Source organism: Methylocella tundrae (assembly GCF_038024855.1).
Classification (GTDB): domain Bacteria; phylum Pseudomonadota; class Alphaproteobacteria; order Rhizobiales; family Beijerinckiaceae; genus Methylocapsa; species Methylocapsa tundrae.
On sequence record NZ_CP139089.1, the window covers coordinates 3,149,900 to 3,164,968 of the forward strand.

The window sequence follows — 15,069 nt, forward strand, 5'->3', positions numbered from 1 at the left end:
CTGCAAATTCGCAGGCGGATATTTCATCGCTTGAGAACCAGCCGGCAGCGTCGGGGCGCCAACACGTCGAGCTAGCGCCGCGCGGATAGGCGATATGCACATTTATACGTCAATAACCTACAGACGATGACATTCCCGGCCTTGGTCGCCATGTGAAGCAAAAAACAATCCAATCCGCGCCACAGGGCGTCGCGCCTCGTCAGCCGGCCTGGTCTCGCAGGCGGCCGAGGCTTTCGTCACGCCCGAGCACGGCGAGGACGTCGAAGATGCCAGGCGATGTTGAGCGGCCAGTCAACGCCGCGCGCAATGGCTGCGCCACCTGGCCGAGTTTGACCCTGGCGCTTTCGGCATAGTCGCGCACGACGGCTTCAGCCCCCGCGGCCGACCACTCTTCCAGCGCGGCGAACAAGGGCAGCAGATTGGCGATGTGGGCGCGGCCTCCGTTAGCGAGAATCTCCTCGGCCTTGGCGTCAATGGGCAGCGGCCGGCGGGCGAACAAAAACGCCGCGCCGTCGAGAAGCTCGATCAGCGTCTTGGCGCGTTCCTTCAGTCCGGGCATGGCGGCCAGCAATTTTTCTCGCATCGCAGCGTCAAGCTGATGCTTGCGCTCGGCGCCGCCTGGCAGATAGGGCAACGTTTCTTCAAGCTCGCGGGCGAGAGCCTCATTGGGGGTCGCGCGGATATAGTGGCCGTTCATATTTTCGAGCTTTGCGAAATCAAAGCGGGCCGGCGAGCGGCCTACGTGAGCGAGATCGAAAGCGTCAATCATCTCCTGCGTCGAAAAGAACTCCTTGTCGCCCTGGCTCCATCCGAGACGAACGAGATAATTGCGCACGGCGGCCGGCAGAAAGCCGAGCGCGCGATAGGCGTCGACGCCGAGAGCGCCGTGCCGCTTCGACAATTTGGCGCCGTCGGCGCCGTGGATCAGCGGGATATGCGCCATGGCGGGCGCGCTCCAGCCGAGGGCGGCGTAGATCTGCATCTGCCGCGCCGCATTGGTCAGGTGATCGTCGCCGCGAATGATCTGCGTGACCCCCATGTCGTGATCGTCGACCACGACGGCGAGCATATAGGTCGGCGTGCCGTCGGAGCGCAAAAGGACGAGATCGTCGAGATCCTTGTTGGCCCAGCTGACGCGGCCCTGAACCTTGTCCTCGATAATGGTTTCGCCATCGAGCGGGGCCTTGAGCCGCACTACAGGCTTGACGTCGCCCGGCGCCTCAAAGGCGGCCCGATCGCGCCAGCGCCCGTCATAACGCGGCGGGCGTCCCTCGGCGCGCGCCTTCTCGCGCATTTCGTCGAGCTCCTTCGGCGTCGCATAGCAATAATAAGCATTGCCGGAGGCGATCAGGTTTTCGACGACCTCGCGGTGCCGCGCCGCGCGCTGGAACTGGTAGATGACCTCGCCGTCCCAGTCGAGGCCGAGCCATTTCAGCCCGTCAATAATGGCTCTGATCGCCGCCTCGGTCGAGCGCTCGCGATCGGTGTCCTCGATGCGCAGCAGCATCTTGCCGCCGAAGTGGCGCGCATAGAGCCAGTTGAATAGCGCCGTGCGAGCCCCTCCGATGTGAAGAAACCCCGTCGGGGAGGGCGCAAAACGAGTGACGACCGCATCGGACATAAGGCAGATTTCCACTAATGGCCTACGGTCTCTCCGTGGAAAAGCGGCGCGCTCTGCCAAAAAGATCCCGCGTTAAAAACAAGCATATCAGGAGCATGATCGATCCAAGCGGGAGCGCTCGCGCTCGCGGCGATAAAATCTTCGGCGCTTCGACGCCGGGCCTTACGCGCCGCTGCGGCTCGTGTAACATAGAACCGCCGAAAAAATAGAGGCATATGCCGCTGATCGGCAAAGCGATTGGGGGAAGGGCCCCGCCCGTCGGGCCGCCGATGCGGCGCCGAGGCTGGCTCATCCTGAATGTATGACCGGCGGCGCTATTGTCGAGACCAGCGGAAACAGCCATAGCCGATGGAAGTTCGCGCGGAGCGGGCAGAATTTCGGCCGGGCTCAGTGGCGCCGTGTCGCAGCTCCGCCGCATCTTTGTCGATGCGTTCGAGACGGAGGTCGCGCTTCGCCGCATGTTTCTCTGGCTGCCAGCGGCGGCTGGCGCCGGCGTCGTCAGCTACATGGCGGCCGATCGTGAACCTTCCTTGTGGCTGCTCGTCCCGCTCACGGCCGCTTTCGCAGGCCTTGCGTTTTTGGCGCGCGGGCGGCGTCTCGCCTTTTTCCTGCTCTGCGGCCTCTGCGCCTTTTTCGCGGGCGATCTTTCGGCAGCCTGGCGCTCGGCGCGCGTCGCCGCCCCGATCATCGACAGGACGACGATTGGCGTTGTCGAGGGTTTTATCGAACAAATGGATTTCCGCCGCGCCGGCGCGCGTTTCGTCCTGCGGGTGTATGCGATCGAGGGGCTCGCCGCCGCGGCGACGCCTTACCGCGTCCGGCTTTCAATACGCCGCGCGCCGCCCTTTGAGGCGGGAGCCTATGTCAGGCTCAAGGCGCGGCTGCTTCCACCGGCCCACGCCAGTCTTCCGGGGGGCTATGATTTTGCCAAGGACGCTTGGTTTGCCGGCATCGGAGGCGTCGGCAATGCGTTAGGCCGCATCGAAACCGCCGCGCCGCCCGCGCCGCCCGGTTTGGCGCTGCGAACCATGATGGCGCTCGATCGCGGGCGCAACGCGCTGGCCCGCCGCATCGACCAGATCGTCGGCGGCGACGCGGGAGCAATCGCCGCCGCCATGGTAACCGGCAAACGCGATCTTTTGTCCGATGCGGCCAAGGACGTCATCCGCGAGGCCGGCATTTTTCACATCATCACGATTTCCGGCGTCCAGATGACGCTGGTCGCCGCTATTTTTTTCGTCGGTTTTCGCCGGCTTCTGGCTTTAAGCCCGACGCTGGCCCTGCGCTATCCGATCAAGAAATGGTCGGCGGCCCTCGCTATGGCCGGCGCGGTTTTTTACGACGTCGCGACGGGGTCCCGGGTCGGGACCGAGCGCGCACTGTTCATGACGTTGATCATGCTCGGCGCGGTGCTTCTCGACCGTCAGGCCTTGACCATGCGGAATCTTGCCTTCGCCGCGCTGATCGTCATTCTGACCGAGCCGGAATCAATCATGGGCGCGAGCTTTCAGCTATCTTTCGCCGCGGTCGCCGCGCTGGTCGCGGTCTATGAGGCGCGTATGGCCGCCGCCGCCGCCGATCGCGAAGATGGGCTGATTCTGCGCGCTCGCGCCGTCGAAGGCGAGCGCCTGCGGCTCTTCTGGCGCGCCTGCAAAAATCTGCTGGCGCGTGGCCCCGGAGGTCTTTTGTTCGCGACCTTTTGCGCCACCGCCGCGACGGCCTCTTTCATGGCCTATAATTTTCACGAGCTCAGCCCCTATGTGCTGATCGGCAATCCGCTGACCCTGACCGTGATCGAGGTTTTCGCAGTGCCCGGGGCGCTTATCGGAACATTGCTCTATCCGCTCGGACTTGACGCATGGGTCTGGCGATATGTCGGGCTTGGCATCGACGGCATCATGTGGGCGGCGGCGGAAATCGGAAGGCTGCCGGGGGCGACCCTCCATCTGCCCGCCTTCGCGCCCTGGTCCATCATCTTCCTGACCCTCGCAATGCTCTGTTCCGTGCTGTGGCGGACCGCCGTTTTTCGCGCGATGGCTTTGCCGCTCGCAGTTATCGGCGTGTGGGGCGCGCTCTGCGGACCCTCGTTCGACATGGCGGTCGCCCCGAACGGCGAAGCCGCAGCGTTTCGCGGGCGGGATGGCCGGCTCGCGGTCATCGCGTCGCGCCCGAGCCTTTTTGCTTCGGAGCAGTGGCTTCGCGCCGACGCCGACGGCCGCCCCGCGCGCGAGGCGGTGAAAAAAGCCGCCTGCGACAAGGTTGGCTGCGTTGGATATCTCGCGGATGGCCGTTCCCTGTCGCTGGTGTTCGACAAAGCTGCGTTCGCCGAAGATTGCGGGCGCGCCGACATCATCGTGACGCCGCTCTTCGCGCCGGCGGGCTGCGCCGCGGGCCTTGTCATCGATCGGGGGGAACTGAAAGAAACCGGCGCCATAACCTTGTCGTTTACCGCGTCCGGCGTCGCAAGGCGCGCGGCTCGAACGCCGGACGAGGACCGCCCCTGGTCTCCTGCGCCCAGGCGAAAATGGGGCCCAAGCTCGCGTTCGTTCGCAGCGTCGCGGCCAACGCGGGCCGCATCTTCCGATCTTGACCCTTCCAGCGTCGCGCGGGACGCTGGCGAGGCGCGGGGCGCCGTCGAGGACGAAGACGGCGACGCCTCGCCGCTTGAGTAGGCGCGCAAGCTGCCAAACATCACGCTTTAATAACGGCGAATGAGGCTGACGAGCTTGCCTTGAATGCGCACGCGGTCCGGTCCGAAAATGCGCGTCTCATAGGCGGGATTTGCGGCTTCGAGCGCGATCGAGGCGCCGCGCCGGCGCAGCCGCTTCAGCGTCGCCTCCTCGTCGTCGATCAGCGCGACGACAATGTCGCCCGTTTCCGCCGTGTCCTGCTTGCGGATCACTACCGTGTCGGCGTCGAATATTCCGGCCTCGATCATTGAGTCGCCGCGCACTTCAAGGGCGTAATGTTCGCCTTGCGGCAGCATCTCCGGCGGCAGGCTGATGGTGTGGCTGCGGTTCTGCAGGGCCGTAATCGGCGTGCCCGCGGCGATTCGCCCCATGACCGGGATGGCGACGGTCCCCCGAGGGCCGTCTTCTTCTTCCCGGCTCGGGCTCGCAGGCAAGGAGCGCACCCGCCCAAGATTGCCTTCGATGACGCTCGGCTCGAATTTCTTGTTCCGGTTGAGCTCCGGCGGCGTCGAAGAATCGGGCATGCGCAATACCTCCAGCGCCCGCGCCCGGTTGGGCAGGCGCCGGATGAAGCCACGCTCCTCAAGCGCGATGATCAGACGATGAATTCCCGACTTCGACCGCAGGTCGAGCGCGTCCTTCATCTCGTCGAAAGAGGGGGGCACGCCCGTCTCCTTGAGCCGCTCATGGATGAAGCGCAACAGCTCGCTTTGCTTTTTCGTCAACATCGGCTCTGACTTTCTCGTAAACGATCTGCACGTCCCGCCGCGGCGGCGCGGGCGCGCTTTAGCTGGCGCTTCCGCGGCAAGCTCCGACTCTGTGTTCAAAGGTTAAGCGTGGCCGCTGCCGCAAGGCCAGGGATAAAACAGGGCGCAGGGCGATAGCGAAGCGCAAAACCGATGGATCGCGGATCATGGGCGGCCAGTAAACTCGCACAAAGAGTGAACAGACCATATCTGTTCGCGCTGCGTTCCGCAAGGCGCCTGATGCGAGACCCCGGCGCTTTTTTGCGCGCTGGGCACGACGGATCGTTCACGGAACTTTCAGCTTTGCCATACGTTGATGTAAACGGCCGGCGCACGGCGTCTCTTCTTCGCCGAGTGGTTCCGGCCTCTTACGAGAGGAGACCACGCATGGATCGACCGCTGCAGATCGTATTCCGCGACATACAGCACTCCGAGGCCCTCGCGAAGCTCATCGAGGAGAGAGTGCAACGGCTCGAACATATTTACGCGCACATCATCGGGTGCCGCGTGGTCGCGGGCGCGTCTCATCGCGGACCGAGGAATACGGTGGCGCCGCTCGCCCTCTGCGTCGAAGTCGAGGTGCCCGGCCGGCCGTTGATCGTCGCAAAGTCGGAAGCGAAGCGGAAAGGCCAGCAGAACACACTCGTCCATCGCGTTTTCGACGCTGTTCAGCGCCAGCTTGAGCAGCTTGCCGAGATCATCAAGGGAAATGTGAAGCGGCACGAGAACGGTATCGAGTCGGGCGTCGTGGTGCGTCTGTTTCCCGAGCAGGACCATGGCTTCGTGGAGGTGAAAGGCGGCCCGGATCTTTACTTCTCCCGCAGCTGCGTGATGCGGGGAAGCTTCGACAATCTGAAGATCGGCGCCATGGTGCATTTCACGCGCGCCGCTGCGGAAGGGGTGATGGGCCCCCAGGCCAGCGCCGTCTATGTGTTGGAGCAGCGCGAGACGGGACGCGACAAAGCGGCGCGACCGGCAGGCGCGCTTGAGCCGATCGTGACCGGCGCCTGACCATTTGCGTGCAGGATGCGGATTCGAGCGGGGCCGCGCATGTCGCGGCCCCGGTTTTTTTAGTGAGCGTCGCCGCGAAACGGCGTGGCGGTCTCGCCTGCGCTCAGGCGATCGCCTTTTCGTAGAGTTGCTCGACATATTCCCAGTTGATGAGATTATCGACGAACGCCTTGAGGTAATCCGGCCGGCGATTGCGATAATCGATGTAGTAGGAATGTTCCCACACATCGACGCCAAGGATCGGAGCGGCGCCATGAATCAGCGGATTTTCGCCGTTCGGCGTCTTGCTCACGATGATCTTGCCGTCCTTAACGGAGAGCCAGGCCCAGCCCGAGCCGAACTGCGTGAGGCCGGCCTGGATGAAGTCTTCCTTTGCTTTCGCGACCGACCCGAGGCTGTCGATAATGGCTTTTTCGATCTTGCCGGGAATAGCGCCGCCGCCATTTGGCTTCAACCAGTTCCAGAAATGAAGATGGTTGTAGTGTTGCGCCGCATTGTTGAACAAAGGAGCGTTCTTGCCGAATGAGTCCTTGACGACGTCTTCCAGCGACTTGCCATCGAGGCCGCTGTCCTTGATGAAATTATTGGCGTTGGTCACGTAGGCCGCGTGATGCTTGTCGTGGTGATATTCCAGCGTCTCTTTGGACATATAGGGCTGGAGCGCCTCATAGGCGTAGGGAAGCTCAGGCAGGGTGAACGACATCTTGGATCTCCTGATGAGAAAATGCAGCCCGGAAGGGCAGCCTCCCGCGGCCGCATGGTGTTAAGTAGACGGCGCGAAGCTGCGCAGCAACCTTCTAGCGGCGCATTGGACGAGGTTCCGGCGCGTTCGTTCAATGCATTCGGCTCGTGGTTCGTTCGCGCGCCTTCGAGAATGGGAAAGCCGGCCGCCGTCGTCCGTCAGGCAATTTTTTCCAAGCTTTGCGCGCGGATGTTTTGCGGCTAATTTCTCAGCCTGTCGGATTTGCGGCGCATTTCGTTCGCCAATGCTCTGATCCGCAAGAGGCCGCGTGGATAGAACAAGATGAGTTACCTGATTTTCGGCCTCGGACTTTTGCTTGCCGTCTGCGGCGCCGCCTCGATTTCCTTTGGCTATGGCATCATCAATGTCGAGCGCGGCTGGTCGAGCCTCATTGCCGGCGCGACGGCCTTGTCCGGCGGCATCGTGACAATGGCGCTCGCGACCATTTTGCACAGCCTCGCGAGACTGCGCGCGTTTCTCAAGGCCGAGCGCGATGCGCGCGCAAAGGCGGCGGAGGCGCCATGGCAGGCCGAACTGCGCGTTAGCGAGGCAGCCGGCGCGCAAGCCTCAGTCGCTCCCTGGCAAGAGGCGGCATTGCAGGACGCAGCGTTCGCCTCCCTGGCCGGGATTGGCGCCGAGCCCGAGATTCCGCCGCCGGAGCCCGGCCCCACGCCCTCCGTCCCGAATCAACGCGTCGAGGCGGCGGCCTCGCCTGTCGCCCAGGCCTCGATCGAAGACATCCGCCGTGTCGTCGCGGAGACTATCAAAAGCAAACCGCAGACGTCTCGCCATGAAGAAGGCGATGCGTTTGCCGGCAGATCGCAGGCTCGCGCGGAGCCGTCGTACGCGGCTCCGGCGCAGCAGGAGGCCGAGCCGCCAGTCGAGCAGGTTCAGAGGCGGCGAGCGCCGCCGCTATCTTTTGGTTTGCCGCGCGCGCTCGGCTTGAAGGAAATCCCGCAGCCTTTCGACGCCGCGCAGGCGCCGGCGGCGCGGTCCGAAGCTGAAACGGGAAGCGAAGACAATTCGTCGCTCGCCCTGGAAAGGGGCCGGCGCGAAGCGGAGGCGGCGTTAAATCCGGCCGCGCCTCGCCCGCCCGCCTCTCCCGCCGAGAGCGCGGCCGAAACCCGCTCCGACCCGGCGCAAGAGAGGCGCGCCGTCATCGGGCGTTATGAATCCGAAGGCACGACCTATGTGATGTTCGCGGATGGATCGATCGAGGCCCGTTCCGAGCGCGGCGCCTTTCATTTCACCTCGATGGCTGAACTCAAGGTCTTCATGGATTCCCAGGCGCGGGGGGAGTAACCGGCGCGCCTTCGAGCGGTCATGCCCCAAAAGCGCCCTCGACGCATGCGAGCGCAAAAGCATATTGCAGCGCCGCGTCCTGGAGCCGATCGAAGCGGCCCGGCGCGCCGCCATGTCCCGCGCCCATGTTGATCTTGCAGAGAATCGGGCCGCCGCCGGTCATGGTGGCGCGAAGCCGCGCCGTCCATTTCAGCGGCTCCCAATAGGTGACGCGTGGGTCGGTCAGACCGCCGAGGGCAAGGATCGGCGGGTAGCGTTTTTCAACTATGTTGTCGTAAGGCGAATAGGATCGGATCGCCGCGAAAGCCTCGGCGTCCGTGATCGGATTGCCCCATTCGAGCCATTCCGGCGGCGTCAGCGGCAGTTCGGCGTCGAGCATGGTGTTGAGCACGTCCACAAACGGCACATCGGCGATGACGCCGGCGAAGAGGTCCGGAGCGAGGTTCACCGCGGCGCCCATCAGCATGCCGCCGGCGCTGCCGCCCTGGATGACGATGCGCCCTTCCTTCGTCAGGCCCTTGGCGATCAGATGGCGCGCGGCGGCGACAAAGTCCGAAAAGCTGTGCGGCTTGTTGGCGAGCTTGCCGCCGACATACCAGCGCCAGCCCTTCTCCGTGCCGCCGCGAACATGGGCGATCGCATAAATGAAGCCGCGATCGACGAGTGAGAGGCGCGTCGCGCTGAACGAGGCCGGCGTCGGATGGCCATAGGCGCCGTAGCCATAGAGCAGCACAGGCGCCGAATCCTCGAGAGGGAGGTCGCGGCGATAAAGGATCGAAACCGGCACAAGCTCGCCGTCCGCGGCGGGAGCGAAAAGCCGCCGGGTGACGTAAGCGGCGGGATCGTGGCCGGAGGGAATCGTCTGGCGCTTGCGCAGGACGCGCGCGCCCGTCGCAAGATCGTAGTCGTAAGTCTCGCGCGGCGTCGTCATCGAAGAATAGGTGAAGCGCAGCAGGCGCGTATCAAATTCGAGACGTTCATTGATCGAGAGCGAATAGGCCTCTTCCGCGAAAGCGACGGCGTGTTCCTCTCCGCTTTCGAAACATCTGATGACGATGCGCGGCAGTCCCTCCTCGCGCTCGAGCCGAACGAGATACTCCGGGAACACGGACAGGGCGATGATCATCCGGCCGGGCTTATGGCCGATCTCGTCGGCCCAGAACGCCTTGGCGGGCGTCGCCAGCGGAGCGACGACGATCTTGAAATCCTCGGCGCCGTCGGCGTTGGCGCGGATATGGAGCTGATCGCCGCGATGCTCGACCTCATAGCGAAGGCCAGGCGCCCGCGGCTCGATCAGACGCGGCCGCGCGGCGGGATCATGAAGGTCGAGGAGGTGACACTCCGACGCGTCATGGTCGCTGACGCTGATGATGCCGAAGGCGCCGGATTGACTGCGCCTTACGTGGATGAACCAGCGCGGATCGCGCTCCTCGAAGATCAGCGCGTCGGTCGAGGGGTCTTCGCCGAGCCGATGCCGGAACACGGCCGCCGGGCGGTGATGCTCATCGACGCGCACATAATAGAAGCTGCCGGAATCGGCGGTCCAGACGAGGCTTCCATCGGTGTCCTTCACGATGTCCGCGCCATCCCGGCCCTGATCGAGATCGCGCACACGGATGGCGTGAAGCTCGGAACCATTCTCGTCGGCGCTCCAGGCGAATTTGCGATGATCGGGGGAATGGCGCGCTTCGGCGATGTCGAAGAAAATCTTGCCCGCGCCTTCGGCGTCACCGTCGAGAAGGGTCTCCACCGCGGCGCCATCTTCTTCGGAGCGGCAAAAAATCGGGTGCTGGCCGCCCTCATTGTAGCGGAGATAGTAGAGAAAGCGGCCGTCGCGCAGCGGAACTTCGGCGTCGTCCTCCTTGATGCGCCCGCGCATCTCCTTAACCAGAGCCTGGCGCAAGGGCTCTTGCGCCTCGAGCGCCCTGGCGGCGAAATCATTCTCGGCGTCGATGACGGTCCGGATGGCGGCGGGAAGGGCGGCCGGGTCGCGCAGAACCTCCTGCCAATTGGCGGCCTTGAGCCACGCATATTCGTCTGCGATGGCGACGCCATGCATCGTTTTCGTCTCAAGTTCTTTCTGGATGGGAGGCGGCGGCTCTGGAAGTCGGTTGGCCACTGGGCGGCATTCCTTGCTCTGCTCGGGGGGGACGATTCGGTCTTGAGGCCGCCGCAAATATTGCTTTGGCCCTTCACAACCCGACTTTTTGGCCGCGCTTTGACAGTCGCGTCTGTTAGCGCAAGATATTTATTTAGTTCTCTATGAGCAAGCCGGGTCAGGGTTACCGGGCCTCGCCTTCCACCGTGGTTATTCCGACGCGAATGCCGGTCGCCCTACCAACATCAACCTTGGGCGCCGCTTCTTTCACCTCTACCTTGATTTGATCGAAGCGCGCGCGTCTTCCGCTTTTTTTGCTTGTTAGCAATAAAGTCTGCTGGTAGCTACTTGCGGATACCGTGTTTCAGTTCTAGAAAAGAAACATGTTTCATAGAGTCGATTCGAGGCGGTCGCTTAAAAGAACTTCTGTGTGACATGGTTTTGTCGCCATTTGCGAAAATTGCGGCGCCCCTATTTAGGCCATGTTCCAGCGGCGACGCCTTCTACTCGGGATATTGATCGTCATGAGCGATACGTCAGGTTCGAACAGTTATATAGAATTGGCCGCGGACATTGTGTCTGCCTATGTCAGCAACAATTCAGTGCCTGCGAGCGATCTTCCTTCACTCATAAGTGAAGTTCATTCGGCCTTGCTGCGCGTCACTTCCGGCGCCGTGGTGCCCACGGTCGAGACGCCAAAGCCCGCGGTTCCGGCGAAGAAGTCCGTCACCAACGATTTTCTCGTGTGTTTGGAAGACGGCCGGAAATTCAAGTCATTGAAGCGGCACCTGCGCACCCAATACAATATGTCTCCAGACGAGTATCGCGAGAAATGGGGTCTTGCGCCCGATTATCCAATGGTTGCGCCGAATTACGCCAAAGCCCGCTCGAATCTCGCCAAGCAGATGGGCCTCGGGCAGCAGCGCCGGCGCGCCTGAACGCCGCTGGATGCAGGCGGCCTTGACTGTCGTCGGGCCGTCTCACCGTCTGCGTCATCTCCGGCCGCGGCGCCTGCGCGCAGACGCGTCCGCCTTTGGCCGGGTTCGCTGACGTCGCCTATGCCGGCCGACAACTCGCGCAAGAGGCGGCGTGGCAACCTCGCCCGACGCCGCGATAAGCCAGTGTTTCGTGCAGCTTCAGGCGCTTCTCAAGAGACGTGAGCCGCCGCCATGCGCGCGTCGGTTTTGATGCGCTCAATCATGGAGCGCACGCCGTTGCTGCGCTGCGGCGTCAAATGGCCGGACAGGCCGAGCGATTGGAACAGCTCCTGCGCGTCCGTCGCCAAGATCTTATCCGCCGTGTGGCCTGAATAGATCGCAAGCACGAGAGCGACGAGGCCGCGCACGATGTGCGCGTCGCTGTCGCCCTTGAACCTCAGGACGGGTTTTTCCGAAGGATCCCGCGAAACGCTCGTCTCAAGCCAGACCTGGCTGGCGCAGCCGCGCACCTTGTTCACGTCATTGTGAGCTGCTTCGTCGAGCGGCTCCAGCGTCCGTCCGAGCTCGATCAGATAGCGATAGCGATCGTCCCAATCATCAAGATAGGTGAAGTTCTCAAGGATTTCGTCGAGGCTCATGGCGGTCCGGGCGGCTGAATGGATGATCCTTCTCTATATGGGGATGGCGCTCGGGGGGCCACCGAAAAATGCGCGATGGACCCGGCTCACCGTGGGGGGCCGCCCGCCGGGACCGTCTTGACCTCGGCCTTAGGCCTTGCTTCGTCCGGCCGCTTGTCCACGGTGAGCTGACCGAGTTTGGCCGCCGCTTCAAGGCAGGCGATGGGCGCGTCCGTGCAAAGCTGCTGGCTCTTGGCGCGGGCCTGCCCGACCGCCGCGCCGATGGCGTTGCGCGCGCCCGTCCAGATCGCGGTGGAGGAATGCAGGCCGGCGCCTTCCGGCCAGGGCATCAGGGCGAACACGATCGAGAGCCAGAAAACGGCGCGGATGAGAAACCACATCGATCGATCTCCTTGCTGGAGATCAAGCCGTTAGGGGATGTTTATTAAAATCCGGACAAAGCCGCGGGCAGGATCTCGCCGGGATGGCGCAAGACCAAAATAGCAAGGATTTCTACACCATAGACAGAATTTGGCGGATCCGCGCCGGCTAATCCCGGCTTTTTCCCGCTTTTGATGCAGACGCGCCGCAGCAATTTAGGGCGAACTTAAGACGCCGATGGCAGCGTGGCGCTCGAACCGCCGCGGCAGGAAGCGGCATGTGCGGAGCGAAACTTGGGCTACCCCCTCAGTCTTGAAGGCCGGATCGCCAGCCTCGTCCACCCTGGCGCCCTATCCTCCCCGGACGAGCGGGCGCGCCATGAGAATTTCATCTTGCGACGGCTTTCGGTTTCGCTCGCGATCGTTGCGGCGGCGCCCTTTTATCTCGCCTCGCATGGCGGCCCAGGCCTCGTTGATTCGCTTGTGTTCGCCTGGCTGACGCTGCCTCTCGCCGCCGTCGTGCTTCTGTCTTCGACCGGCAGGCTCATGCGGGCGGAGGCGCTGTCGACCTTTGGCCTCATCGCAGCCGGGCTGACGGCGGCGATCGGCGGCGCGGGCGAGGGCGCCCTCGCCTGGCTCATTCTCGCGCCCCTCGACAGCCTGTTTTCCTTCAATCTGGCGGTCATCGGCGCCAGCGGCCTTGTCGCGGCGCTCGCCGTCGCAGGGGTCGCCGCGGCTGACGCGCTGGGAGTCTGCGACGCCGTTTCAGGGCTGGCGCGTCCTTCCCTCTTTCTGCTCCCAGCCATCGCCTATGCAACGCTCGTCGCGCTCTCCTTCGTGCGGGATCAGGCCGCCCGCTCCCGCGCCGAGCAGCGCCGCGCCGAGCGCTTCAGCATCCTCACCGAAACCGTTGGCGATCTCGTCGTCACTCATGATCGAACGGGAGCCGCGACCTCGGTCAGCCCCACCTGCGAAGGCCTCTTCGGGCTGCCTCCCGCCGAACTGATGAGTCGAGGCTTCTTCGAACATGTTCACGTCGCCGATCGCCCAGCGTTTCTGAAAGCGATCGCCGAGGCGAGCGCCGGCGGCGCGACAGTCAACGCCACCTTGCGCCTCAGGAGCTCAAGCGTCGTCGATCGCGGCCATTACGCGGAGCCGGTATTTGTCTGGCTCGACATGCGGGCGCGCCGCTGCGAGGCGGACCCCGGAGGGCGGGGGGCGGCGAATGGCGGAGGCGCCATCGCGATCTATCGCGACATCACCGAACTGAAATGGCGCGAGGACGAACTCGAAGCCGCAAGAGCCCGCGCCGAGGAAGCCAATCACTCGAAAGATCATTTCCTCGCCAATATGAGTCATGAACTCAGAACGCCCTTGAATGCGATCATCGGTTTTTCAGAAATTCTTGGCGACGCCGAGCAGACCCCGCGCGATGGCGCAAAGCAACGCGAATATGCCGCAATCATTCATCAATCAGGGCAGCACCTTCTCTCCGTCGTGAACTCGATTCTCGATCTGTCGAAAATACAGTCCGGCTCCTTTGATCTGACGCCGGCGCACTTCTCGATTGCCCCTCTGATCGACATCTGCTGCGACATGGTCAAACTCAAGGCGGCCGAACGCAACATCGAGATCAAGCGGGCGTGTCCGGACGGCCTTGAAGAGGTTATCGGCGACAAGCGCGCCTGCAAACAGATCCTGATCAATCTTCTCTCCAACGCGGTGAAGTTCACGCCCGACGACGGCAAGGTGTGGATCAGCGCGAAGCCCGAGGGCAATACGCTGCTCATCCTTGTCGCCGACTCAGGCGTTGGCATAGACGCGCAGGATCTCGCGCGCCTCGGCAATCCTTTCTTCCAGGCGAAGGGCGCGCTCGACCGGCCTTATGAGGGAACGGGGCTTGGCCTCTCCATCGTCAGCGGGCTTGTCGGATTGCATGGCGGATCGATCGTCCTGGCGAGCGAGCCAGACGAAGGCACATGCGTTCTCGTGCGCCTGCCGATGGATTGCCGCTCCGCCGCCGATAAGGCGCGGACATGCGCCAAGATTGAGACCATCGCGCGCTATCGTCGCGGCGACGAAATGGGCGATCTATTCCAACAAATCACGGTGAAGAAAATTGCGTGAAGCTCTGGCTACGGCTGATCATGATTACATCCTGACCGAACCTTCAAAGCCGAGGGCGCGGTCAAAGCGCGACAAGGGGGCGTCTTCGAAACGGCGCGGTTCGTCGCGCAAATCGTCCGTAAAGACGCGGCGCGCCCTCGTGCTTGTCGGCAGCGCGCTCTGCGTCGCGGCGCTCGGGGGTATTGCGATCAACGCGCTGACGATGCAGAAGACGCGCCATCCGGCCCCTTTGTTCGGTCACGCCGCGCCCGCTCACGCGACAAGAGAGCCAAGCACAATCGAGCTGGCTCCCGCGACGCTTCCCATTCCAGCGCCCCGGCCGCAACAGCTCGCGCCAGCGCAGGCGGATGACAGCCAGTCCGCAAAGACGCCGACGGACGACAAGAGCAGCCTCCCTCATGCTCATCAAGCGTCCGCCCCGGCTCCGGCCGGCGCCGAAGCCGAGACCAAGCCGCGCGACGCCATCACTGAGCTGTTGCTCGGCAACGGACACGAGGTCCAGGCCGTGGGCCCGTCCAAGACCGTGCTCGCGGCCCAAAAGGCCCTGGTCAAATTGGGCTTTGTGCTGAAGCCAGATGGCGTCATGGGCGCGACGACGAGGCAGGCGATCGAGCGCTATGAGCGCGATCATGGCCGCGCCAGCCGCGGCGAGCTGACGCCCGCCATTTCGCGCCTTCTCAGCGCGGAATCGGGCGTTCCGATCAATTAGACTTGGACGGGGCCGCCGCTTCCGCAAAAAGTACAGAGGCGACCCTGCCGGAGCATGATCGCCTCGATGGACTGGCGCTTCGCGCCGG

General features: G+C 63.6%; 12 protein-coding genes. 6 read left to right on the plus strand and 6 right to left on the minus strand.

The annotated features are described in order from the left end of the window. Nucleotides 1-199: 199 nt before the first annotated feature. On the minus strand, nucleotides 200-1,621 hold the full coding sequence (gene gltX, locus SIN04_RS16810; RefSeq protein ID WP_134491054.1) for a glutamate--tRNA ligase: 1,422 nt from the start codon (nucleotides 1,619-1,621) through the stop codon (nucleotides 200-202). A 398-nt stretch (nucleotides 1,622-2,019) separates the two neighbouring features. Here gltX and SIN04_RS16815 point away from each other — a divergent pair, with 398 nt between their 5' ends. Beyond that, nucleotides 2,020-4,293, plus strand: coding sequence for a ComEC/Rec2 family competence protein (locus tag SIN04_RS16815; protein ID WP_341264078.1), 2,274 nt, complete (start codon nucleotides 2,020-2,022; stop codon nucleotides 4,291-4,293). Nucleotides 4,294-4,319: 26 nt separating this feature from the next. Here SIN04_RS16815 and lexA read toward each other — a convergent pair whose 3' ends face one another. Continuing rightward, nucleotides 4,320-5,039, minus strand: a complete 720-nt coding sequence (gene lexA / locus SIN04_RS16820; protein ID WP_134491058.1) for a transcriptional repressor LexA — start codon at nucleotides 5,037-5,039, stop codon at nucleotides 4,320-4,322. A 405-nt stretch (nucleotides 5,040-5,444) separates the two neighbouring features. On the opposite strand from lexA, the gene SIN04_RS16825 reads away from it, so the two are divergent. Further along, on the plus strand, nucleotides 5,445-6,068 hold the full coding sequence (locus SIN04_RS16825; protein ID WP_134491060.1) for an HPF/RaiA family ribosome-associated protein: 624 nt from the start codon (nucleotides 5,445-5,447) through the stop codon (nucleotides 6,066-6,068). Nucleotides 6,069-6,171: 103 nt separating this feature from the next. On the opposite strand, the gene SIN04_RS16830 is transcribed toward SIN04_RS16825, so the two are convergent. Then, nucleotides 6,172-6,771 (minus strand): superoxide dismutase, encoded by a 600-nt coding sequence (locus SIN04_RS16830; protein ID WP_341264079.1) that lies wholly within the window; start codon nucleotides 6,769-6,771, stop codon nucleotides 6,172-6,174. Nucleotides 6,772-7,092: 321 nt separating this feature from the next. On the opposite strand from SIN04_RS16830, the gene SIN04_RS16835 reads away from it, so the two are divergent. Continuing rightward, a complete protein-coding gene (locus tag SIN04_RS16835; protein ID WP_134491062.1) occupies nucleotides 7,093-8,112 on the plus strand; it encodes a hypothetical protein in 1,020 nt (339 codons plus the stop codon). A gap of 19 nt (nucleotides 8,113-8,131) precedes the next feature. Here the strand turns inward: SIN04_RS16835 and SIN04_RS16840 are convergent, their stop codons facing one another. Then, nucleotides 8,132-10,171, minus strand: coding sequence for a S9 family peptidase (locus SIN04_RS16840; RefSeq protein WP_134492617.1), 2,040 nt, complete (start codon nucleotides 10,169-10,171; stop codon nucleotides 8,132-8,134). A 563-nt stretch (nucleotides 10,172-10,734) separates the two neighbouring features. Here SIN04_RS16840 and SIN04_RS16845 point away from each other — a divergent pair. Further along, nucleotides 10,735-11,148 (plus strand): MucR family transcriptional regulator, encoded by a 414-nt coding sequence (locus SIN04_RS16845; RefSeq protein WP_134491064.1) that lies wholly within the window; start codon nucleotides 10,735-10,737, stop codon nucleotides 11,146-11,148. A gap of 209 nt (nucleotides 11,149-11,357) precedes the next feature. On the opposite strand, the gene SIN04_RS16850 is transcribed toward SIN04_RS16845, so the two are convergent. Together SIN04_RS16850 and SIN04_RS16855 are read right to left on the minus strand one after the other, a co-directional pair. Further along, a complete protein-coding gene (locus SIN04_RS16850) occupies nucleotides 11,358-11,786 on the minus strand; it encodes a SufE family protein (protein WP_134491067.1) in 429 nt (142 codons plus the stop codon). Between the two features lie 86 nt (nucleotides 11,787-11,872). Next, a complete protein-coding gene (locus SIN04_RS16855) occupies nucleotides 11,873-12,166 on the minus strand; it encodes a hypothetical protein (protein WP_134491069.1) in 294 nt (97 codons plus the stop codon). A gap of 273 nt (nucleotides 12,167-12,439) precedes the next feature. On the opposite strand from SIN04_RS16855, the gene SIN04_RS16860 reads away from it, so the two are divergent. Further along, nucleotides 12,440-14,272 carry a PAS domain-containing sensor histidine kinase gene (locus SIN04_RS16860; protein WP_134491071.1) on the plus strand — a complete coding sequence of 611 codons (1,833 nt, stop codon included), beginning with the start codon at nucleotides 12,440-12,442 and terminating at the stop codon, nucleotides 14,270-14,272. After that, on the plus strand, nucleotides 14,265-14,981 hold the full coding sequence (locus tag SIN04_RS16865; protein ID WP_341264080.1) for a peptidoglycan-binding domain-containing protein: 717 nt from the start codon (nucleotides 14,265-14,267) through the stop codon (nucleotides 14,979-14,981). The genes SIN04_RS16860 and SIN04_RS16865 overlap by 8 nt, the downstream gene beginning before the upstream one ends. The last annotated feature ends 88 nt before the right edge of the window (nucleotides 14,982-15,069 follow it).